We start from the raw sequence: 22,005 nt of genomic DNA on the forward strand, positions 1-22,005 counted from the left end.
AACATGGTCATCATGTCACCTCTCCCTCGCGGTTATTTCCGGTCCCGAAAAGTCTCCTGGCGCCCGCGACGCTGGCTCGAAGCGCAACAATAGTGTGAATGGCGGCACCGAAGATTTTCAGTACGGGTATATTATGGACATCGTCATCCTCTCGCCGGCACATCAATGCTGGCGATCACGCGACTTTGCTCCGCTGGTGAAAATATTCAAGGTAACGGGCCGGCATCACTATTCATTTGGCGTCCTCTGCAATCAAAGTGGCGTCAATGGATAGTGCGCCCTTTGGCAGCCGAACTACATTAGGAACTGTCAACCGGGGTAAGGAGAGGAAAGGCGAGCGATGCAGAAGGCGCAGCCCCTTGGTAATGCGACGATCGGCGGGTGCTTCTGTATCTGCTGCCGCGCTTCGACAACCCCATGACAAGACCCATCACCGACCGCTGCAGCTTTCCATCGACTTTGTGGCGGGCGATCCGTGTCGTGGGGATCGATCCTGCCGCCGTATTGCATAAGGCGGGGCTGCCGGGCAGCGTCCATCTTGATCCCGCCACCTCGCTTTCCACCTCGCAATATTTCGCGATATGGAAAGCGATTAACGCTTTGGCGGATGAGCCTTGCATCGCTCTGAAAATCATCAGGGCGGGAGACACTACAGGTCAGCAGCCCGGTTTCCTGGCAGGTCTCTACGCAGCCAATTTTAGAGATGCGATCAGCCGGCTGCTTCATTTCAAAAGCATGGTCACATCCGAGAAGATTTGGACGAAGGAAGAGCAGGGACGGTGGTCGATGGGCAGAGACTGGCCCTTTGCGACCGAACGCGAGCCATCGCTTTCGATCGATCTGGCCTTTGCCTACATGGTCGAATTGGGCAGACGCGGGACAGGACAGCGCGTCAGGCCGGTGCGCGTCCAATATGCAAGAGACCGTGGGAGGGACGACGCGCTGGAAAGCTATTATGGCTGCAGGATTGATTTCGGCGCCGGTTGCGACAGCATTACCTTCGCCAATGAAGATCTGGATATTCCTTTTTCCGGATATAGCCCTGAATTTCTTGAAATTGTTACCCACAGCGTACTGGGTGCCTTCGCAAAACTTGCGGGTGACGACACCGTCATTGATCGGGTGAAATCCGCGATGAAGCGAACCATGGGGGCAGGACGGCCGGAAGCGGCGGCGATCGCAAGCGAACTGGGTATGAGCGAGCGAACGCTTCAGCGGCGTATAACCTCCGAAGCATCGACCTATCGCGCCCTGCTCATCGAAGCACGGAGAGAGCGCGGGCTGGAATTACTTCAGAATCCCAGCTTCGATATTGATGCCATCACCACGATGCTGGGATACGAGAGTTCGACATCCTTCTATCGTGCTTTCAAGCAGTGGGAAGGCGTGTCGCCGGGCGAGTGGCGGCTACGCCGCGGAATGGATCGGGGGATCTGACAGTAAAGGCGCAGTATCGCGATTGGCGCTATTTGAAAGCGTTTTGGCGTCATCTGTCATTGTCCATATGATCGGGCGTCGTAATTTGAATGCAGTGTTCCAAGCTACGGGCGGCGGGTAGACTTCATATATAACAGCTTCGCGTTGAAGTGCGCGACCGCCTTGCTGCACGACTTCGGGACGGAGAGTTTTTGAGGATAGCGAAGGCGCGGGGCTTGCCCGAATGCCAACCTCGATGAGGCCAGCGCTGGTCATATCGAACGCGACGCGTGTTCGAACTCGAGGAAAATCGCGTGTTAGGATGTTCAGGCCATGCGTGACTTGCAGTTAAGTTGCTTGATAGATGGATGTAGCTACTCGGCCAAGCAGCTCGATGGGGTTCAATATCGGCGCCATGTTCACGCGCTCCACACGCTCATGCGTCTGGGGGCCGTCGTGAACCGGCGCGGGCAACCGTTATCGCATGACGCCATCGACCGACTGCTTCCCGAGGATGCCCGCGAGGTGTCGATCGCCACGCGGCAGGCATATGGGCCGGATGGGCTTAAGGAACTCTACCGGGACCAACTTCTCGAATCGGACAAAATGTGGAGGGCAGCAAACGACGCGGCGGCAGATGCACCGCTCCTGCTGGCGCAAACCGATATTACCGTCGTGGGCGTGTCGCTGGAAGATCTGTCCAAGGTCGTCGGCCTGAACGCCATTCATCATGTCTATGCCGCTCTGCACCCCGATCATGATTTCGCGATCGGCGACGAGACATGTCTCGAACATATGGAGACGTTCGGTCATTTTGGTGGCCCGACATGGCTCTTTGCCCACCCGGACAAATCCATCTCCGTCCCGGTCGAGAGGGATGAGGAATATCCGATGCTGATGGCCGGTCACACGACTCTGGCCAGCGACGGCACGCCTATGAACCTTTACGCATATCATCAATTCAAGCCGCTCGAGAACGGCTTTGCCATCAAGCAATGCGCTGCTTTTCCACCAAACACACCGCTGCCGATCGTGGATGGGCACAAGCTCCATCTGGCAATCGAGATTTGGGAAGCGGCGAAGCTTGCAGCCAAAAACTGAACTATAGGAGGCCGAAATGCAGGTAACACCATCATTGCCCGATAGCGTCCGTCCGTTTGCGGGCCGCATCACTGACATTGACAGCCACGAGATGGTCCCTGCCCAGCTTTGGGTGGAGGAATGGGGCGAAATCACCCGTCCCTGGGCCGAGCGCGCGATCCAGATCAATCCCAATGGCGGCGCGCAAAACATCATCAGCGTCCCCGGTTTCGCCGGCGACGTTGCAGAGATGGACCCGAAGGCAGTCTGGACCGCCAAAGGCCCGACCGCGCCGGGCGCGGCGGACATGGGTCGGCGCCTTGATCTTATGGATACGATGGGCCTCAGCCGCCAACTGATGTTCCCTTCTGGCCCCGGCCTTGGCGGTCTTGCTCTCTACGGCTCGCCGAACGAAGCCGCCAAATACGGCGTCGGCAGCTTCGGGGTGACGGACGACGGCTTCTACAAATATGCCCGCGATCTGATGGACAGCTATAATCGCTGGTCGGTGGAAGTCGCCGCGATTTCGTCGCGTTTCCGTCCCGTCGCGCCTATCTATGGCGATACCCCCGAAGAGTTATACGCGGTCACCAAGAAGCTGATCGACAAAGGTATCCGGGCGGTCCTCATTTCGGCGCCGCGCTTGCCCGGCGGGTGTTCGCCGGCCTCGAACGAGCTCGACCCCTTTTATGCCATGGTGGCCGAAGCCAAGGTCGCCATCACGCTGCATATCGGCGGCGAGGATCTGTTCCTGCGGACGAACGACTGGGTAAAGGCGAAGGCTTTCGAGGGGTATAAGGAAACGACCGAAATCCTCCTCAACCCCTGGAAGCTCTCGACCTACCATCTGGCTGCACAGAATTTCATAGGAACCATGGTCGTGGGCGGCGTATTCGAACGGCATCCGACGCTTCGCATGGGCGCTACCGAATTTACGGCACATTGGGTTGGCCCGCTCGCCCGTTCGCTCGACATCTGGCACGAGCATGATTACTCCCTGAAGCCCAAAGGTGTGTCGAATGACCATGAAGGCCGACGGCTGCCCATGAAGCCATCGGAATATATCAATCGCAATGTTCGCGTCTCGCCGTTCGATTTTGAGCCGGTGGGCGAATATATCGAGATGTACGGACTTGAGGACGTCTATTGCTTCGCCAGCGACTTCCCACATGTTGAAGGCGGCAAGGATCCGGTGGGCGAATTTGCTTCCTCGCTGGAGCATCTTGGTCCGAAGATCATGGAGAAATTCTTCGTGACCAACGGGGAATTCCTGCTGCCGGAATGATAAATGGAACGCCCGGCAGCATTGCAAACAGTGCTGCCGGGGTGGATATGGGTGACGTCGCCAATTCGGCCTCGCGGGGGGCTATGAAGTTGAGGGCGGCAGGCAGGTCAATCGGTCGACTACAGTGATTGATCTCATGACGCCCTATATACTTCTTCGGTTACACGACGGCGTATGAGGATCGTGTCGAGGATCGAAAGCAGCAAGACGCCGTCGATACGCCGGAGTTCGCTCAAGTGTTGAGCGATCCCGCAGGAGGGTCGCGATTTCGAGGAGCGCTTTGATACCCAGCTGAAATGAAGCTCGACGACATCACCCGGCCGCGCGGGCGCGTGATAGCGTGTCTCGTCGGATCCAAAGCTGGCAATGACTGTCGGGCCGAGATCGAACTCATGCAGCAGCCGCTGTTTGACAGCCAGCATATGCGTGCCAGAAGCGGTTAGCCCATCAAATCCTGCCGCGCGTGCGGCGTTATCATCGAGATGGACGGGTAGGGGATCCCACTGGCGCGCAAAAGCAATGATCGCGTCACGCTCAAAGATCACACTGCTCGATACCTGGACCGGACCCACTTCGATGTCTTCAAAATATGTTCCGTCGGCTGCTGTTTCGATCACAGTCGTCCCCTATTCGTCGCTGGACATCGCTAGATAGCACGATCTATACGAAAATGATTTTCGCGACAATCTGTTGATGTGTTTCGAATCACGCGCTAGCGGAAAAGGCAGCGGCAATGACCGGCCATGTGACACCGCATTCTGTTGCGATCGGGATCAACAGGCATTTGGGGAGAGAGACATGTTCGATTTGACGGACCGGGTCATCATCGTAACAGGCGGCGGTGGCGGTATAGGCGGGGCGTCCGCCAAGGCGTTGAGCAAATTGGGTGCCACCGTAGTGGTGGCCGATATCGACATGGACCGCGCCCGCGCGATTGCAGAAGCGACCGATCGGCCTGCGGTGGCGGCACAGCTCGATGCCACGGTCGAGACGAGCTGGGCGCACCTTTTGGAGCAAGTGCGCGATGACCATGGCCGCCTCGATGGCCTCGTCAACGCCGCCGGCGTGTTGCGGCCGCGCCCGTTCGGCGACGCCACCGTAGAGGAACTGGATGCGACCCTGAACCTCAACGTGCGGAGCGTCTTCATGGGCTGCAAGGCCGCAACACCGTTGATGATCGACACCAGTGAAAAGCTGGGCGCGAAGCCTTCGATCATCAACCTTTCGTCCATATACGGGCTTTTCGCGGGCGTAGCCCATGTCGTCTATTCAACAAGCAAGGGCGCGGTTCGCATGATGAGCAAGGGTTTGGCGCAAGAACTTGCCAGGCATCAGATTCGCGTGAACACAGTCTTTCCCGGTCCCGTCAACACATGGCTCATGACAAACTCCGTGGCACAGCTCGGTGAATTCGGACTTCGACCCAAAGGCCAGGAAGGTCTGGACCTTGTCGCCAAAATGCACCCGATGGGACGGCTGGCCGAGCCTGAAGATATTGCCGGCGTCATCACCTTCCTGTGCTCCGACGCTTCTTCCTTCATGACGGGCGGCGAGTTGGTCGTCGATGGGGGGCTGACGCTGACCTGAAGCGTTTCGTGTGTAGAGCGCTTCGGCTCAGCCAGCCGGCGCTCCTGCCATGGCAAGAAATCGTTCGCGCAGAACATGCTTCCGGAGCTTGCCAGAGGCATCGCGCTGTAAGGTCTCGACCTGCCTGATCAGCTTGGGAACCTTGTAGCCCGCTATCGCCTCGCGCAGGCGCTTGCGCAATTGGTCCGTGTCAAGATCGTCGCCCACCACGAACGCCACGATTGTCTCGCCAAATTCCGGGTCGGGGATGCCGAAGGCTGCACAGTCGGCGACGCCAGGAAGGGCAAACAGCGCCTTTTCCACCTCGGCGGGATAAATATTGACGCCCCCGGACACCACCATGTCGCGCGCGCGATCGCACAGGAACAGATATCCCTCCTCGTCCTGATAACCGACATCCCCGAGCGAGACGAGCTCGCCCAGTCCGACTTCCGCCCGCTTTACCGGATCGTTGTGATAGGTGAAATCCGGATAGGAGCGCAGCCGTCCAAAAATCTCGCCGGCCTGTCCGCGAACCACGTCTGCCCCTTGCCCATCGACAATCCTGAGTTCGACGTCTTCCAGCGGCCTTCCGCACGTTCCAGGGCGATCGAGCCATTCCGCGCTGCTGCATAGGGTAAGGGCGCCAACCTCCGTGCCGCCATAATATTCCGCCACGATCGGCCCCCACCAGTCGATCATGGCTCGCTTGACATCATCGGCGCAAGGGCCGCCGGCATGGAGCGCCCAGCGCAGGGAAGTGAGATCATAGGCTTGGCGCGTTTCAGCCGGCAGGCGTAGCAGGCGAACGAACATGATGGGCGCGAGCGCGGCCGAGGTGATCCGCTCCCGCTGGATGATCGCCAGCATCTCTTCCGCGTCAAAGCGCGGCATGATCTCCGTATATTCCGCAGTGAGCACGCCATGGATAGCGAACTGGTTCGGGAATGCATGATACAGTGGACCCGGCACGAGCACGCGGCTGTTTGCATCCATTCGATACAGACTGGAGCGGATGCCGCGCATGGCACTCTGCTGTTCGGGAGTGGGTGGAAAGCGTCTCACGCCCTTGGGGCGTCCTGTGGTGCCCGAGGTATAGACGATGCTGCCGGGGGCCGGCCGGTCGGGTCCGGTAAAGGGACGGCTAGCATCACGCCACGATGCATAGGGCGACGGAGCGTCATCGCCGCCAACGACTATCGCACGCTCGCTTCGCGTCCAGTCTGGCGGGAGGCTGGCGCTCAGATCTTCATGAACAAAAATCGCCGCCGGATCGCAATCCTTGAGCAGCATGTCGATTTCAGCGGCAGCGAAATGCCAGTTGATAGGGACTGGAAAAGCACCCAGCCGGCCGATGGCAAGGCTGATCTCGACAAAGGCAATGCTGTTTTTCAGGAGCAGGGCAACGCGATCTCCCTGGGATACGCCCAGTTGCTCCAAGCCCCCGGCCACTTTGGCTATGTTCGCATTCAGGGTTGCGCGGTCGAGCGCCGCAGCGCCGCATCGCAAAATCTCGACAGACATCGACATATATTTCTTATCATCTCAAGGGTTGGGGAGAACGGCGTCCGACCGATCGGCCTGCTGAGCCGCGTCGCCCGTGAGCAAAATCTCTTCTACCTGCCGCGCGATGGCGATCAGGCCGGGCGCCAGCCGTTCACGCAACTCCTTTTCCGGCAGTGCATAGGCCGGACCGCCAAGGTTGAGTACGTAGAGTGCTTCGCCGGGATGAGCGGCGATCGGCACAGCCACGCCGCTGATGTCCTTCTGCCAATCGCCGATGCTGGCACAGTAGCCGAGCCGGCGATGTTCATCGATGGCGTCGTCCACGCCCTTGCGAATTCGTCCCCATTCGTCACCATAATGGGGACGTAGTCGGTCCAGAACATCGTCCCGTTCGTCTTGTCCGCACACGGCAAGATAGGCCCGCCCCATTGCGGAGGTCGCTAGGGGCAGCCTCGATCCGGGGAACAGTCGAAGCGCGATCAATGCATCGCCTTCTGCGGCGTCGGTATAGACGATCTGGAGGTCATCGCGCGTACCAAGTCCGACGTTGAAGTGGCTCCCCGCCGCCAGTTTCCGCATCAGCGGAAGCGCCAAGGTCCGGACATTGGAGGAAGCCAGCGCGATTGCGCCAAGCCGGATCGCGCGAGGTCCCAGCCGATATTCGCGAGAACGAGGATCGAAAGACAGATAATTATGCAGCGCCAGTGTGTAGGCCAGCCGCGACACTGTCGACTTGGTGAGGCCGGTGCGCTCGGCCAATTCGGCATTGCCGAGGGTTGCGTCGTTGCGGCTGAAAGCATCAAGCAGCGCAAGGCCGCGACCCAGCGCCACGACAATCTGCGAATCGCCGTCCTCCTCACGAGCGGAATTGCCCAATTGCCCCGCCTGGCGTGGCTTCGCTCGCTCGGTCGGGCTGGCTTGCGCTTTCATCTGGACCTCTCGAAACATTGCTGTGGTCGCGGGCACACCACTATCTGATCCCGGAAGTGACCTATGCCATCCTGGTCAGCCATGTCTAACCAGCACCTGCACATTAGTATATTCGAGCAGCCCCTCCGTCGCATTTTCGACTCCGATCCCGGATTGCTTATGTCCTGAAAAGGGCAGGGTGGGCGTCATACCGTGAATGGTGTTGAGCCAGACCGTGCCGGCCTCCAGTTGACGGCCAACCTCGGCGGCCTGTTCGACATCGGCGCTCCAGACCGAGGATGCGAGACCATATTCGCTGTCATTTGCGCGGTGAATGGCCTCGTCAACGTGCGAGTATCGCAGTAGCGGGACCAGGGGGCCAAAGGGCTCTTCGCGCACGACGCGGCTGTCATCGGGCGGATTGTCGATCAGCGTTGGAGCGATGAAGTTGCCTGGCCCGGCCATCTCCCCCGGCTCGCTCAGAAAATGGAGCCCGGTGGCCCGCGCCTCCTCTATCATCGCCTTGACGCGCTCAAATTGGACGCGGTTCTGCACCGGCCCGATGCGCGCGCCGGGCATATTGCCGGGGAGGGGCGGGTGCGCGCCAGCCAACCCGGCCATCCGGGCGGCAAATCGGTCATAGATATCGTCATGCACATAAATGCGCTTGGCAGCGATGCACACTTGCCCGGCATTGCGAAAAGCCCCCCAGAACAAACGCTCGGCAACCGATTGGACATCGGCATCGGGCAGCACGATCGCGGGATCATTGCCCCCTAGCTCCAATGTCAGGCGCTTCAAGTTGCCGGCGGCCCCGCGCATCACCGCCTTTCCGGTCGCTGTCGATCCGGTGAACGAAATCTTGTCGATGTCAGGATGCTCGGACATCAGCGGGCCGAGATGATCGCGGCCAGAGATGGTGTTCAAAACACCGGGCGGTAGAATGTCCAGGAGCAGTTCACCGATCCGCAGGGTCGTGAGCGGGGTGAAGGGCGACGGCTTGGCGACTACCGTGTTGCCAGCCTTCAGCGCCGGTGCGAGCTTCCAGGCCATGAGCTGCACCGGGAAGTTCCATGGCGCGATGGCGCCGACAACACCGATCGGCACATGCCGTATCTCGGCGAGGCGGCCGTCCGGTTCGCGGCGCTGCCCGACCGGGAGCGGGTGGTTCGCGTAGGCTTCGAACCACCGCGCGGCGGTCTCGATCTCGTGACGCGCCTCTTCCAGCGGCTTGCCCTGCTCCTGCGTCAAAAGGTGCGCGAGCGGCTCGATCTCGCCGCGCAGCCGGGCGGAGACGGCGAGAAGCATGGCGTCCCGGCTGGCGGGATCGACCCGTTTCCACGCTGGAAATGCCTGGCGTGCCGCCGAGACCGCATCGTCCAGATGGCTCGCTTCGCAATCGGGCGCCTCGGCGAAGGCTTCTCCGGTCGCCGGATTGATGACCGGGATCGTAAGCGGCGTGTCCACATAGCGACCGTTGATCGTCGCGCGGCAAATCGCGGCAAGTTTTGCCTCAGCCATGGTCGACTAGATTTTCGGCGCTTCGAGGATCGTGACGACACAAGCCGCTTCCTCAAGCCCATGAAACCCGCCGCCATTTTCCGCGAGACCGATGCGCGCCTTCTCGACCTGCCGGTCGCCCGCTTCGCCGCGAAGTTGAGTCACAAGCTCGAAGATCTGAATCGCGCCGGTCGCTCCGATCGGATGTCCCTTGGAAAGGAGGCCGCCGGACACGTTGATCGGCAATCGCCCACCGAGCTGGGTTTCGCCACTTTCAGCAAGGGCACCGCCGTCGCCATAGGCGCAGAAGCCGACATTCTCCGAATGGAGGATTTCGGCGATGGCGGAGGCATCGTGCAACTCTGCAATCGACACATCTTCCGGACCGACGCCCGCCTTTGCATAGGCACGATCGGCGGCGACCCGCGTGAGATGCCGGTCATATTGCGCGGCCGTCCGATTGCTGCTGCTGCTTACGCCGATTCCCCGAATGCTCACCGCTCTCCGCCCGCTATCCATCGTCTCGGCAAAGCGGCGGGATGCGACGATGATCGCACAGGCGCCATCGCTCATCGGCGCGCACATCGACCGGGTAATCGGCCAAACCACCATTCGATCCGCAAGAACTTCATCAATCGTCAGAGGAAAGCGATATTGCGCGAAAGGGTTGCGCAGGGAATGATTGTGGTTCTTGGCAGCGATGGCGGCAATCTGCCGCGGCGTCGTGCCGAAAGTCTTCATGTGGAACCGCGCCTGCGCCGCGTAAATATCCATGAAGACCGATCGTTCGGCGGAATCGACATTGCCTTCGGGAGGATCGACACCTTCGCCGATCGCAAGCAGGGCGGCAATATGATCATCGGCAAGTTCGCGGTCCCAACTGCCTTTGAAAGCTTCGAACATTTCAACCCGTTTGTCCGGGTAGTTCATCTTCTCAGCCCCCACGACAAGCGCGACTTCGAAAAGTCCGGCTTCGACGGCGGCGAAAGCCTGAAATAACCCTGAGCTGGAACTGGCGCAGGCATTGTCGGTATTGAAGATTGGGATGCCCTCAAAGCCATAGGCGCGCAGCGAAGCCTGACCGCGAACGCCATGTTGCCCTTCTAGCGCACCCTGCCGCGTATTGCAGAACCAGGCGGCTTCGATCCGATCTCTGCCCAGACCCGCGTCGGCAAGCGCCCCCGTGATTGCTTCTGCAGCCAGAGATCGCACGGAGCGATCGAGATGCTTGCCCAATGGCGTCATGCCGACGCCGAGTATGACGGTATTGCTCATGCTCCAACCTTAGGGCAGTCACCGCGATATTGAAATACGAAAATGATTTTCGCAAAATGTTGACGAGTTTGGATGGAAGGCCTAGCGATCGCACCAGACGACCTGGCAATGAGGGCAAGATGGATCTGGGTATCCAAGATCGCGTGGCGTTCGTAACCGGAGCGGCGGGGGGCATCGGCGCCCGAGCTGCAGAGATGCTCGCCGAGGAAGGCGCTTTGGTCGCGATCGGCGATATCAATCCCGATGCAGCCGAGGCCGAGGCCGCGCGCCTGCGCGACACAGGCTTCACTGCCATCGCGGTCCAAGTTGACGTTGCAAGCGCAGCATCGGTGGATCAGGCGGTGGCTGCGGTCTCGCAAGCGCTGGCTCCCGTGGATATACTGGTGAACAACGCTGGCTTCACTCGAGACAAGCGCATCGGTCGGATGGAGGAGAGCGACTGGGATTCGGTCGTCGATGTCGTGCTCAAAGGCGCTTTCCTATGTACCAAATCGGTCCTGCCCGGCATGATCGAAAAAAAGTGGGGCCGCATCGTCAATATTTCTTCGCGCGCATATCTGGGCAATCCAGGGCAGGCGAACTATTCATCCGCGAAAGCAGGTCTGCTCGGTCTGACACGGTCGATGGCTCTGGAAAACGGCCGCTACAACATTACCGTGAATGCGGTCGCGCCTGGCATCATCGACACCGCCGCCGTTCGGAACCTGCCGCATTTCGAAAAAATCAGGACAAACGCCGAGGCATCCCTGCCGTTGCCACGGCTTGGCCGGGTCGAGGACGTAGCCGCAGCGATCGTCTTTCTCGCTTCTGAGCAGGCAGGATACATCACCGGCGACGTGGTCCATGTGTCTGGAGGGCGATATGGTTGACGCCAAGCCTGCACCCGCTCGGTCGGCAGCAAGGGTTTGCTCGCGATGAACCCCGATTTTCTGCTTAACCTTCCGCCGAGGATCATCACCCACAGCTATACCAGGCGTGACACGATGCTTTACGCGCTTGGAGTAGGAGCCGGGCGCGATACGACAGGCGAGGATGATCTGCCGTTCGTTTTTGAGAATGGTCTGCGCGCCTTGCCGACCATGGCCGCCGTGCTCGCCTATCCCGGCTTCTGGCAGATGGAGCCGCGTTACGAAATCGACTGGCGACGGGTTCTGCACGCGGAGCAATCCTGCGAATTCCACGCGCCGCTGCCGGTCGAGGGCACAGTGCGGGGCGAGCTTTCGATCGATGCCATCGTCGACAAGGGCGCTGAGAAGGGGGCGCTGCTTCGCGCGCGGCGCCTCATCTACAATGAGGCTGACCAGAGGCTTTTGGCGACGGTTAGACAGATTTCCTTCCTGCGTGGCGACGGAGGAAAAGGGGGCGGCGGGGAGGCGCTGGTGCCCTTGCCGCCGGTTCCCGACCGCACGCCCGACACAAAGATCATTTACGCGGTGCGGCCCGAGCAGGCGCTCGTCTATCGCCTTTCGGGAGATTATAATCCCTTGCACGCCAGCCCGGCCGCCGCGCACGACGCGGGCTTCGCGAGGCCGCTGCTGCATGGGCTGTGCACCTATGGCTTTGCCGGCAGGGCGATCCTTGCTGCAGCCTGCGGCAATGATCCGGCACGTCTGAAGGTGCTGGAAGGCAGGTTCACGGCGCCGGTGCACCCCGGAGAAAATATCGAAGTCCGGCTCTGGCAGGAAAGCCCTCAGGATATCGCGTTCCAGGTCATCGTCCCGGAGCGGGAGAAGATCGCCATCGACAATGGACGAGCACGAGTAGCGCTCGGCGAGCAGACGGCAGGGTCGACGGCCAGGCTATGCAGTTAGAAAGAAGGTGCTGCTAAGATGAGCAAGATGGCGACCCCTTACGGGCCAGTGCTGGTGACCGGAGCGACCGGATATCTGGCTGGATGGGTGGTAAAATATCTCCTTGAGGCCGGCGTAACCGTCCATGCGAGCGTGCGCGATCCCGATAACGTCGCCAAGGTGCGTCATCTGTGGGACATGGCTGACGAGGCACCCGGATCGCTGCGCCTGTTCAAGGCGGACCTTCTCGATGCCGGAAGTCACGAGGCAGCGATGGAGGGTTGCCGGATCGTCATCCATACCGCTTCGCCCTTCCTGCTGCCGTCGGGCATATCGGACCCGCAACGCGACCTGATCGAACCGGCGCTTGCGGGCACTCGCGACGTTCTTGAGACGGTCAATCGCGTCGCCAGTGTTGAGCGCGTTGTGCTGACGAGTTCGACGGTTGCGATCGTCGACCCAGTTCAACTCAGCGACAAGATCCATACCGAGGCGGATTGGAACGACTATGCATCGCTAGAAACAACGGCCTATCCCTATTCCAAAGTGCTCGCCGAACGCGAAGCATGGAAGATTGCCGATAGCCAGCAGCGCTGGAAACTCGTGGTCATCAACCCGGCCTTCATCGTCGGTCCGGGAACCGCGCCCCAGCAGACCTCAGCGACATTCGACCAGTTTCGGGCAATGTCGAACGGCACCTTCGGCAAGCAGTTACCATCGCGCGACGTTGGCGTCGTCGATGTCCGCGATGTCGCTGAGGCGCATCTGCGAGGTGCCTATGTTCCGACGGCGGGCGGCCGGAATATCGTTTATGCCGAGGTGCTGAGCTTCAACGATATAGCGACAGTCATGAAGGAAGAATTTGGCGGGGATGGGCGTTGGCAGTTCCCGCCCGACACGCCCTGGGACTTTTCGACGCCGCACTGGCGCGCCGATAACAGCAAAGCCGCGTCGGAGTTGGGCATGGTCTATCGTCCGCTTCGCCCTGCCATCATTGAGACTTTTCAGCAGCTCACCGGCGATCTCTAAACCTGCATAGGTGGCCTTCGGCGGCCTGTCAGGGGGGGTAGACCAAAATTCGCGCTGCCCGCGAGCATTTCCGCACAGCTTACGGGCGGACTTCGCGATCCCTTGACTCGTTCTCTATCAAAATATACTTTGCGTATATTATGAAGGCGTTTTCAAGGCCGGTGCCGCAAACAGGCGGTTGTGAGAAATGATTGGGAGAGCCATGAAGCTGGGTCTGGTAAACGACTATATCCCTGCCTTGATAGAAGGAACTTCGGTCAAACTGCTCTCTGATGATCTCCCGGAGATCATGGCGTTGCCGCCTCATGCACGCCTTGCCGGATTGATCGAACGGTGGGACATATTTTCCTCTCGGGTTACGGATACTGTCAGCCCGTCCGTCGCGTTAGGCAGCGTGATATTGCGCGCTCCCTTGCCGCGGCCAGCCAAGCTGCTTTGTGGGCAGCTTAGCTTCAGGGAAGGTGTTGCTGAGGCCAAGGTGAAGCCTGCGTTTTTCCTCAAGTCATCGACGAGCGTGATTGGCCCGGGCGAAACGGTGGAGTTGCCCACAGTGGATGCTCCGGTTTTCCATCATGAAGCCGAACTGGCCGTCGTGATCGGCAAACGCGCCAAGTCGATTACTCCGGCTGAGGCGATGGATCATGTCTTTGGCTACACCTGCTTTATGGACATGTCGGCTCGGGGTGTCGGGCACGGCACCAGCTTTCAGGACAAGTCCTACGACACATTCGGTCCGATGGGTCCGTGGGTCCTTACCGCTGACAGCGTCCCTGACCCTCATGATCTGCAAGTCCGTCTTTGGGTAGATGACGAACTTCGTCAGGATTATCCGATGTCAGACATTGGCAATCCTGTAGCGGATCTCATTGCCTATGCCTCGTCCATCGCCGCGCTCGAGCCGGGCGACGTGCTTGCGCTTGGCGTCAACCATCAGGGCATAGGTCCGATCCAGGACGGCGACACTGTGCGGATCGAAATCGAGCCGATTGGCGGCTTTTCGGTCAAGGTGAAGGATGTTCTCGGACGCCGTTGGGAGAGGGGCGTCGATACCCGGCTGGCTGAAGTCGTGCTTCGCATGGTGCGGGGCGAGCCTTTGGGCACCGTAGAATTTTCTCCAAGGCTTGATCGGTGAGCGGTTCGGCATGAGACTGATCGACTATCTCGACAAAGGCGCAGAACTTGGCCGCGATGCGCCCTGCATCGTTCAAGGCGATCAACGCTGGTCCTATTCCGAGGTCATCGAGCGCACGCATCAGATTGCCTGCGCTTGCGCGCGTGCCGGCTTTGGGAAGGGAAGCAAAGCGGCCGTTCTCAGCCCGAATGAGCCGGACACGTTGATGTCGATCCTGGGAATATTGCGCGCCGAAATGATTTGGTTGCCGATCAATCCGCGATACACACTCGACGACATCACCGAGCTTTTGCATCGTTTCGATTGCGAGCTGCTTATCGTGCATCCTTCGTTCGAGCCGGCGATCGATCAGATCCGGGCCGTCGCGCCGGGCATCCGGCTCATTCTCACCCTAGGGGAGGGCAATGATGTGGTGGCATCGCTTGAAGGCTGGCTAGAGCCTCCCGGATCGCGGCATGAAGGATCGGCACCCAACGCCGAAGATGTCTGCGCGATCATGACGACCGGCGGCACGACCGGCCGGCCCAAGGGCGTCCTCCAGACAAACCGGGGGTTCGAAACCTATGTGGCGAATCATATCGCCACGATGGGACATGATGAACGTCCCAAATATCTGGTCGTGGCCCCGCTGACGCATGCGGCGGGCTTCATGTGCTTTTCAATGCTCGCGCGCGGCGGCACGATTTTCATCGCGGTGGGCACCGAGCCGCGAACGGTGGCCGATGCGATGAGTCACCACGGCATCACCGATCTCTTCGCGCCGCCGACCTTGATCTATACTATGCTGGCCGATCCGGAAATCCGGGCCATGCGCTTTCCCGCGCTTAAATGCCTGTTATATGGCGCGGCGCCCATGTCGGTCGAGAAGCTGCGCGAAGCGCTCGAATGGCTCGGCCCCGTCATGTACCAAGGTTTTGCGCAAGTCGAAGCCATCATGATCTGCACTGTTCTTCGGCCGCAGGACCATTTTATCGACGGCCAGATCGCCGGGCCGGAACGCCTGTCCAGTTGCGGCCGGCCAGCGCCCTTCGTGATGATGGCGGTGATGAATGAAGAAGGCGAATTGCTGCCCGACGGGTCGGTAGGCGAGATCGTCGTCCGGTCCGGAAATGTCATGCTGGGCTACTATAAAGACCCGGCCGCCAGCGCCGAGGCGTCTCGTTTTGGCTGGCATCATACCGGGGATATCGGCTTTCGGGATGAGGAAGGCTTCTACCATCTCGTCGATCGCGCTCGGGACATGATCATATCCGGGGGATATAATATCTATCCGTCGGAGATCGAGCAGGTGCTCTGGGGCCATCCGGCCGTTCAGGATTGCGCGGTTGTAGGCGCTCCCGACCCGAAATGGGGCGAGGCGGTCACTGCTGTCGTGCAACTGAAAGCAGGTGAAACGGTGGACGCTGCCGAACTCGTCAGCCTTTGCCGGATCCGCGTCGGTTCGATCAAGGCGCCCAAGACGATTCTCTTCTGGCCCGAACTGCCCCGCAGCCCGGTCGGCAAGGTGCTCAAGCGCGACATCCGCGACAAACTGTGGGCGGGTCAGGCTCGCCGGATATGATGAGGATCGACTGATGGAACAGGTCTATGTCGTGGGAGTCGGGATGACCCCATTCGGCCGGCTTCCCGATCTGAGCGTCAAGCAACTCGCTGCGCAAGCAACCCAAGCGGCTTTGCGCGACGCCGGTATTCCTTCGAGTGCCCTTGAGGCAGCATTCTTCGGAAATGCGACCCAGGGCCATATGGAAGGCCAGCATATGGTCCGGGGAGAGATCGCGCTTCGCGCCATGGGCATACAGGGCATTCCGGTCGTCAATGTGGAAAATGCCTGCGCGACCGCCAGCACCGCCTTCATCCTCGCGGTCAACCACCTGAAGGCGGGGGAAGGCGATGTCGCTCTCGCGCTGGGGGCCGAGAAAATGGTGTCGAGCGACAAGAGTCTGATGTTTTCAGCGTTTGACAGCGCTTGGGACGTGCATGATGTCGAAGGCAATACCCGTCGGCTGAAGGATCTGGGGAACGGCGTGATACCCCCGCCCGGAAGCACATCGGACAAGCCTTATAGCGTATTCATGGACGTCTACGCCGGCTTGGCACGTCAGCATATGTCCCGCTTCGGAACGACGCAGCGCCAGATCGCAGCGGTTTCATCGAAAAACCACAACCACTCGCAGCATAATCCGCTTTCGCAATTCCAACGCCCCTTCACGATCGAAGAGGTTCTTGCGGCTCCGCCGATCACCTACCCCTTCACGCTGCCGATGTGTTCGCCCATATCCGATGGCGCCGCTGCTGCCGTGATCATGACCGAGGCCGGCATGAGTCGCCACGGGATAGACCGCCGCCGCGCCATAGCCGTGCTGTCCGCCGTGATGCAGACAGGCAGCGACCGGCCTGCCGACGCGATTGAGCAGCATTGCACCGTCATCGCAGCCAGGAAAGCCTATGAACGTGCAGGCGTCGGGCCGGAGGATGTGTCGGTCGCTGAAGTGCATGACGCAACCGCCGTCGGAGAAATCATCCAGATCGAAAATCTCGGGCTTTGCTCATTCGGCGAAGGCGGGCTCCTGGCCGAGCGGGGCGAAACCGCTCTTGGGGGACGTGTGCCGGTCAATCCGTCCGGCGGTCTGCAGTCCAAGGGGCATCCGATCGGCGCAACAGGTCTTGGTCAGATCTACGAGCTTGTGACCCAGCTCAGAGGTGAGGCTGGGCCGCGGCAGGTCGACGACGCGAAAATTGCGATCGCGGAAAATGGCGGCGGCTCGTTCGTCGTCGAAGAAGCGGTTGCGACCATCGTCATGCTCGGCCGCTAGAGGAGGGCATCATGTCTGTCATCAAAGTGATCGACCTCGCCTATGTCCGCGTTCACGCTCCCGATCTCGATCAGGCGCGCCGGTTCCTCGCGGACTTCGGACTTATCGAAAATTCGCGCGATGGAGAGAAGCTTGGGTTCCGTGGGCTCGGGCCGGCGCCGGAAATCCTGACCGTCGAACCCGGCGGGCGTGGCCTGGTGGCGATCGGGTTTGCCGCGGGCGCAAGAGACGATCTTGAGCTTTTCGCACAGGCTACGAACAGCAGGGTGACGCAAAGGACGGGGCGTGGAGGCGGCTGGCAGGTTGTCGTTCACGACCCGGACGGCAATCAGATCGAGCTGATATGGGGGGTAACCCCCGTCGAGCCCGTCACGGTCGATCGTCCGCACACCAATGAAGGCAGCGACCGCTATCGTCGGCGAGGGAGTGTGCGCCGGCCGGCTTCCGGACCGGCTCATGTGTTGAGGCTGGGGCATGTCGTCCTGACCACGCCCCAGCCGGAACCGCTCGCGCAATGGTATCGCGACATGTTCGGATTTCTGGTGTCGGACGTGATTTACGATGGCAGCGAAGATAATGTGCTGCTGTCGTTCAATCGGCTCGACCGGGGCGATGAATATGTTGATCACCATGTCTTCCAAACCATGATCGGCCCGCCCGGTGGGATTCATCATATTTCGTTTGAAGTTCTCGATATCGACGATCTTTACATCGGCCATCAATTCCTGACCGAGCGGGGCTATCGTCATATGTGGGGCGTGGGCCGACATAAGCAGGGAAGTCAGATATTCGATTATTGGATCGACCCATCGGGGGTCATGTACGAACATTGGACAGATACTGACCTGCTGAATGCCGATTGGACCCCCGGCGTTGAATCGGCGGGCGCATCTCAAGGACCCTGGGGGCCGCCCATGCCAGCCGAATTCATCACCCAGGTGGGGTAGCGGCCTTCGACAGGGCCGCAATCGCCGATCACGTCGCGTATATTCCTGAACGCCAGTTGCTGCCGTGGCGCGTGATCAGGCGGCAATCCGATTGACGCCCACATGAAATAACAATATACTTGCTGTATATTATGATGCTGGAATGGACGGAGAGATGAATGAAGATGGCGGCGCCCAGTAAGGTCGAGCGCTCCGGCACGGGCATCGCAACGCGCGAGGAACGACGGCAGGCGCTGCTCGCGGCCGTCGATGCCGTGGCGCCGGTCCTGTCCGCCGAGGCGCCTGGCGCGGAAGCGGAACGCCATCTGACGCCGGCCGCTATCACCGCATTGCAGACATCGGGCCTGCTGGCGCTCAAGCTACCGCTCGAACTGGGCGGGTTCGAAGCGGACAATGCGCTCCAATATGAAGTCATAGAACGCATCGCCTATCACAGCACCGCTGCGGCCTGGTGCATGTTCATTTACACCGACATCCTGGGGAAGGTCGCGTCCTCGTTGCCGGACGATGGCCTTGCCATTCTTCTTGCCGGTCCCGAGTTGCCGTTGACGTGCGGAGGCGGCGGCCTCATTCCTGGCTCACTCGTTCCGGTGGATGGCGGCTATCGGATCAGCGGCCGATGGATTTACGGCAGCGGCAATACAGGGTCTGATTTTTTCATGGTCCTGGGTATCGACGAAACCGGTGCCCAGCCCGAATTCAAGCTCTGCGTCGTGCGGTCATCGGAGATGATCGTCGATGATAACTGGCACGTGGTCGGGATGCGCGGCACCGGGAGTTCCGACTACCGCGCCGATAACGCCTTTATTCCGTCATCCATGGCAGTGCCATTTCCGCCCGTGCCTCTGCGCGGCGGCGCGATTTTTCAACTCGGGCTGATGGGCTATTCCGCGCATACCATAGCGTCCGTGGCGATCGGGGGCACGCTGCGCGCCTTGGACGAAATCGCCCGGATGGCCGAGACCAAGGCGCGGGGATATTCCCAGAACAAGACTCCCCTCGCTCGCCGCGGCGTATTCCAGACCTTCCTGGGCCGGTCACGGCTCAGTTTAATGGCTATGCGGGCGATGATGCTCGAAGTCGGCGAGCGGATTGTCGCCGACGCAGAGCGGATCGGCGGAAACCCGCTGGCGACGGAGATCGAGAGTCGCGCCGCCGCATCACTCGCAACACAGACTGCCGTGGACATTATGAGCGGCATCCTCCGCTATGCCGGCGGAGAGGGCGCCCGGGCGGGCCACCCCATCGAGCGAACCATGCGTGACGTGCAGATGGCGCAAACGCACTTCTACATCAGCGACAGCGCGCTGGAGCTCCATGGGCGCAGCCTTCTGGGCGAGACCGATCTGGACGCCGCTTCCTAGGGCGACAACCGCCGCCCGTCGTCGATGAGGGCGATACCGGTCAAGCGCTGACGCCGGGCGGACTTCAGAAGGCTCACGATGGTGTCTGCGGCTACCTCATAGCTCAGGCCGTGCGGTGGTCTGATATTGGAGACGCAATTGCGTTCGCTGTCCCGCCGACCCAGTCGGGGATCCCAGGTCAGATAGGCGCCCAAGCTGTCAGAGGCGCTCAGACCCGGACGCTCCCCGATAAGGATCACCGTCATATTGACGCCGAGCGCCGCGCCGATTTCGTCAGCTAACGCGACACGGCCCTGCCTCGCCAATATGACGGGGGCGATCGTCCAATCGGGAAGGCGGGCGACGAGCGATGTTACGACCGAAGCGGCATGAGCATGCACTGCCGTTGCGGACAATCCGTCGGCGACGACGATGGCGAGGTCTCCCGCCGTCGTTGGAAGAAGCGCTGTGTCGTCCGGATTCAGAGCGCGCCCGAGATCAGGCCGTTGCAGATATTCCTGTCGGTCTCTCGCGCGGCTGCGGACCTCAATGACGGGGCGTCCGATTGCATCGGCGAAGCCATCGGCTGCCAGTGGACTGTAGACGGCGTCGCGCGCGCGCGCATGATCCATCTGGAAGTTGAGCAGTGCGCGTGTAGGCAGTCCCTGTCCGGCGCGGCCGAGCAGCAGCCGCGCCTGAGTCAGAGCGCGGAACCGATCGCGCAGGCCGGGGAGTTCAGCCACGAGCGTCTCTTAGCAGGGGAATATGGTCGGCGATCAGTGCGGGCGGCAGGTGATCGGCGATCCGACCCTGGTCCGACAGCCCGATATTCTCGAGCCAAGCCTCGAACTCGGGGGCGGGTCTTCGACCCAGCACCTCACGGATGTAAAGCGCGTCGTGAAAGCTGGTGGATTGGTAGTTGAGCATGATGTCGTCCGCTCCGGGAACCCCGATGATGAAGCTCACGCCGGCCACGCCGAGCAGCGTCAATATCGTGTCGCTGTCATCGCCATCCGCTTCGGCGTGATTTGTGTAACAGATGTCCACGCCCATGGGCAGGCCGAGCAGCTTTCCGCAGAAATGATCTTCGAGCGCGGCGCGGGCGATCTGCTTGCCGTCGAACAGATATTCCGGTCCGATGAAACCGACCACGCTGTTCACCAGCAATGGATCAAAGGCGCGCGCCACTGCATAGGCACGGGTTTCCAGAGTCTGCTGGTCGACCTCGTGATGCGCGTTCGCGGACAGGCATGAACCCTGGCCCGTTTCGAAATACATGACATTCTGACCAACGGTTCCCCGCTGCAGACTCTGCGTCGCATCACAGGCTTCGCGAAGCAGCGCAAGGTCGATGCCGAAGCCTCGATTGCCCGCCTGGGTGCCGGCAATGGACTGGAAGCACAGATCGACCGGCGCCCCGCGACGAACCAGCTCAAGCGTCGTGGTAACATGCGCGAGGACGCAGGACTGGGTGGGAATGGCGCAACTCAGACGGATTTCGTCGATCAGTTCGAGCAGGGTGGCGGTCGTGTCCGCGTCATCGGTCGCCGGGTTGATGCCGATTACCGCGTCGCCGGAGCCCATCAGGAGGCCGTCCAATATGGACGCGGCTATGCCCGCCGGGTCATCGGTCGGGTGATTGGGTTGCAGCCGGACCGAAAGTCGTCCCGTCAGGCCTATCGTGTTGCGGAAGCGCGTGATCACCTCGATTTTCCGGGCGACCGCGATCAGATCCTGATTTCGCATGAGCTTCGAAACCGCGGCCGCCATCTCCGGAGTTATGGCGCCGGCGATGGCCGCGATCTCGGCGCCGCCCACGGCGTTGGACAGCAGCCATTCCCTAAAGCCCCCCACCGTCAAATGGGAAATCGCGGAAAAAACGGATGCTGCGTGATTGTCCACGATCAGCCGGGTCACTTCATCCTTTTCATAGGGAATGACGACCTCGTTGAGGAAGGCGGCCAATGGCAGATCGGCCAGCGCAAACCTTGCCGCCACGCGCTCTTCCGCACTTTGTGCGCCGACTCCCGCCAGCATGTCACCCGATCTCGCGGGACTCGCGGCCGCGAGGAGGGCGCGCAGATCGTCGAAGACGTGGCGGGTGCCACCCAGATCGGCGTGATAGCGTGGCAAGTGCGTCTCCAATCCGTTCTCGCGCGTCGATCCGGCAATCCGCCATTTGACGAGGCCCACCGCATGCGATCGCTCTTCTGAAGCGACGGTGATTGAACCTTTGGTCAGTTATCGACTGTTATCCAAGCTGTCAATCTGGGTGCGCCCGTCGTGATATAGGGTATTGAACCCATGCATACGAGGGACGGCGGTTTTGCATTCCCGTCTTTTCGATTCCAAGGCAATGTTTGCGACGTGGCTGGATTAGCGCAGCGAGGTGAGTAGACTTGAAAATACGTTCA

General features: G+C 60.5%; 19 protein-coding genes. 12 read left to right on the forward strand and 7 right to left on the reverse strand.

All coding sequences use genetic code 11. The features are described from left to right. Positions 1 to 381 precede the first annotated feature (381 nt). The 3 genes from SAMIE_RS17695 to SAMIE_RS17705 all read left to right on the forward strand — a co-directional run bounded on the left by SAMIE_RS17695 (position 382) and on the right by SAMIE_RS17705 (position 3,781). Positions 382 to 1,437: an AraC family transcriptional regulator gene (locus SAMIE_RS17695; RefSeq protein WP_066700576.1), complete on the forward strand. Its 1,056-nt coding sequence runs from the start codon at positions 382 to 384 to the stop codon at positions 1,435 to 1,437. A gap of 312 nt (positions 1,438 to 1,749) precedes the next feature. After that, positions 1,750 to 2,517, forward strand: coding sequence for a hypothetical protein (locus SAMIE_RS17700; RefSeq protein WP_126516890.1), 768 nt, complete (start codon positions 1,750 to 1,752; stop codon positions 2,515 to 2,517). Positions 2,518 to 2,533: 16 nt separating this feature from the next. Beyond that, complete coding sequence (locus tag SAMIE_RS17705) at positions 2,534 to 3,781, forward strand: amidohydrolase family protein (protein ID WP_083952477.1); 1,248 nt, start codon at positions 2,534 to 2,536, stop codon at positions 3,779 to 3,781. 134 nt (positions 3,782 to 3,915) lie between these two features. Here the strand turns inward: SAMIE_RS17705 and SAMIE_RS17710 are convergent, their stop codons facing one another. Beyond that, positions 3,916 to 4,398, reverse strand: coding sequence for a MaoC/PaaZ C-terminal domain-containing protein (locus SAMIE_RS17710; protein ID WP_066700569.1), 483 nt, complete (start codon positions 4,396 to 4,398; stop codon positions 3,916 to 3,918). A 181-nt stretch (positions 4,399 to 4,579) separates the two neighbouring features. Between SAMIE_RS17710 and SAMIE_RS17715 the strand changes: the two genes are divergently transcribed. After that, the gene (locus SAMIE_RS17715) at positions 4,580 to 5,368 is read left to right on the forward strand and encodes an SDR family NAD(P)-dependent oxidoreductase (RefSeq protein ID WP_066700567.1); all 789 of its coding nucleotides are present in this window, start codon (positions 4,580 to 4,582) and stop codon (positions 5,366 to 5,368) included. A gap of 27 nt (positions 5,369 to 5,395) precedes the next feature. Here the strand turns inward: SAMIE_RS17715 and SAMIE_RS17720 are convergent, their stop codons facing one another. From SAMIE_RS17720 to SAMIE_RS17735, 4 genes are all read right to left on the reverse strand, one after another. Further along, a complete protein-coding gene (locus tag SAMIE_RS17720; protein WP_066700561.1) occupies positions 5,396 to 6,877 on the reverse strand; it encodes an AMP-binding protein in 1,482 nt (493 codons plus the stop codon). 15 nt (positions 6,878 to 6,892) lie between these two features. Then, positions 6,893 to 7,783, reverse strand: coding sequence for an IclR family transcriptional regulator (locus SAMIE_RS17725; protein WP_162849084.1), 891 nt, complete (start codon positions 7,781 to 7,783; stop codon positions 6,893 to 6,895). A 75-nt stretch (positions 7,784 to 7,858) separates the two neighbouring features. After that, on the reverse strand, positions 7,859 to 9,283 hold the full coding sequence (locus SAMIE_RS17730) for an aldehyde dehydrogenase family protein (RefSeq protein ID WP_066700557.1): 1,425 nt from the start codon (positions 9,281 to 9,283) through the stop codon (positions 7,859 to 7,861). A gap of 6 nt (positions 9,284 to 9,289) precedes the next feature. Beyond that, positions 9,290 to 10,537, reverse strand: a complete 1,248-nt coding sequence (locus tag SAMIE_RS17735; protein WP_066700555.1) for a thiolase family protein — start codon at positions 10,535 to 10,537, stop codon at positions 9,290 to 9,292. Positions 10,538 to 10,656: 119 nt separating this feature from the next. On the opposite strand from SAMIE_RS17735, the gene fabG reads away from it, so the two are divergent. The 8 genes from fabG (at position 10,657) to SAMIE_RS17775 (ending at position 19,612) form a co-directional block, all read left to right on the forward strand. Beyond that, the gene (gene fabG / locus SAMIE_RS17740; protein ID WP_066700554.1) at positions 10,657 to 11,406 is read left to right on the forward strand and encodes a 3-oxoacyl-ACP reductase FabG; all 750 of its coding nucleotides are present in this window, start codon (positions 10,657 to 10,659) and stop codon (positions 11,404 to 11,406) included. Between the two features lie 45 nt (positions 11,407 to 11,451). Beyond that, the gene (locus SAMIE_RS17745; protein WP_066700553.1) at positions 11,452 to 12,348 is read left to right on the forward strand and encodes a MaoC/PaaZ C-terminal domain-containing protein; all 897 of its coding nucleotides are present in this window, start codon (positions 11,452 to 11,454) and stop codon (positions 12,346 to 12,348) included. An 18-nt stretch (positions 12,349 to 12,366) separates the two neighbouring features. Then, a complete protein-coding gene (locus SAMIE_RS17750; RefSeq protein ID WP_066700551.1) occupies positions 12,367 to 13,356 on the forward strand; it encodes an NAD-dependent epimerase/dehydratase family protein in 990 nt (329 codons plus the stop codon). Positions 13,357 to 13,558: 202 nt separating this feature from the next. Then, complete coding sequence (locus tag SAMIE_RS17755) at positions 13,559 to 14,488, forward strand: fumarylacetoacetate hydrolase family protein (RefSeq protein WP_066700549.1); 930 nt, start codon at positions 13,559 to 13,561, stop codon at positions 14,486 to 14,488. A 10-nt stretch (positions 14,489 to 14,498) separates the two neighbouring features. Then, positions 14,499 to 16,049, forward strand: coding sequence for a class I adenylate-forming enzyme family protein (locus tag SAMIE_RS17760; protein WP_066700547.1), 1,551 nt, complete (start codon positions 14,499 to 14,501; stop codon positions 16,047 to 16,049). A gap of 13 nt (positions 16,050 to 16,062) precedes the next feature. Beyond that, positions 16,063 to 17,301 (forward strand): thiolase family protein, encoded by a 1,239-nt coding sequence (locus SAMIE_RS17765; protein WP_066700545.1) that lies wholly within the window; start codon positions 16,063 to 16,065, stop codon positions 17,299 to 17,301. 26 nt (positions 17,302 to 17,327) lie between these two features. After that, positions 17,328 to 18,248, forward strand: coding sequence for a VOC family protein (locus SAMIE_RS17770; protein ID WP_162849085.1), 921 nt, complete (start codon positions 17,328 to 17,330; stop codon positions 18,246 to 18,248). A gap of 158 nt (positions 18,249 to 18,406) precedes the next feature. Then, positions 18,407 to 19,612: an acyl-CoA dehydrogenase family protein gene (locus SAMIE_RS17775; RefSeq protein WP_066700541.1), complete on the forward strand. Its 1,206-nt coding sequence runs from the start codon at positions 18,407 to 18,409 to the stop codon at positions 19,610 to 19,612. Here the strand turns inward: SAMIE_RS17775 and eutC are convergent. Both eutC and SAMIE_RS17785 read right to left on the reverse strand, forming a co-directional pair. Further along, complete coding sequence (gene eutC / locus SAMIE_RS17780) at positions 19,609 to 20,334, reverse strand: ethanolamine ammonia-lyase subunit EutC (RefSeq protein ID WP_066700537.1); 726 nt, start codon at positions 20,332 to 20,334, stop codon at positions 19,609 to 19,611. The genes SAMIE_RS17775 and eutC overlap by 4 nt on opposite strands. Beyond that, positions 20,327 to 21,724 (reverse strand): ethanolamine ammonia-lyase subunit EutB, encoded by a 1,398-nt coding sequence (locus tag SAMIE_RS17785; RefSeq protein ID WP_232037295.1) that lies wholly within the window; start codon positions 21,722 to 21,724, stop codon positions 20,327 to 20,329. The genes eutC and SAMIE_RS17785 overlap by 8 nt, the downstream gene beginning before the upstream one ends. Positions 21,725 to 22,005 lie beyond the last annotated feature (281 nt).

This window comes from Sphingobium amiense (assembly GCF_003967075.1).
Classification (GTDB): domain Bacteria; phylum Pseudomonadota; class Alphaproteobacteria; order Sphingomonadales; family Sphingomonadaceae; genus Sphingobium; species Sphingobium amiense.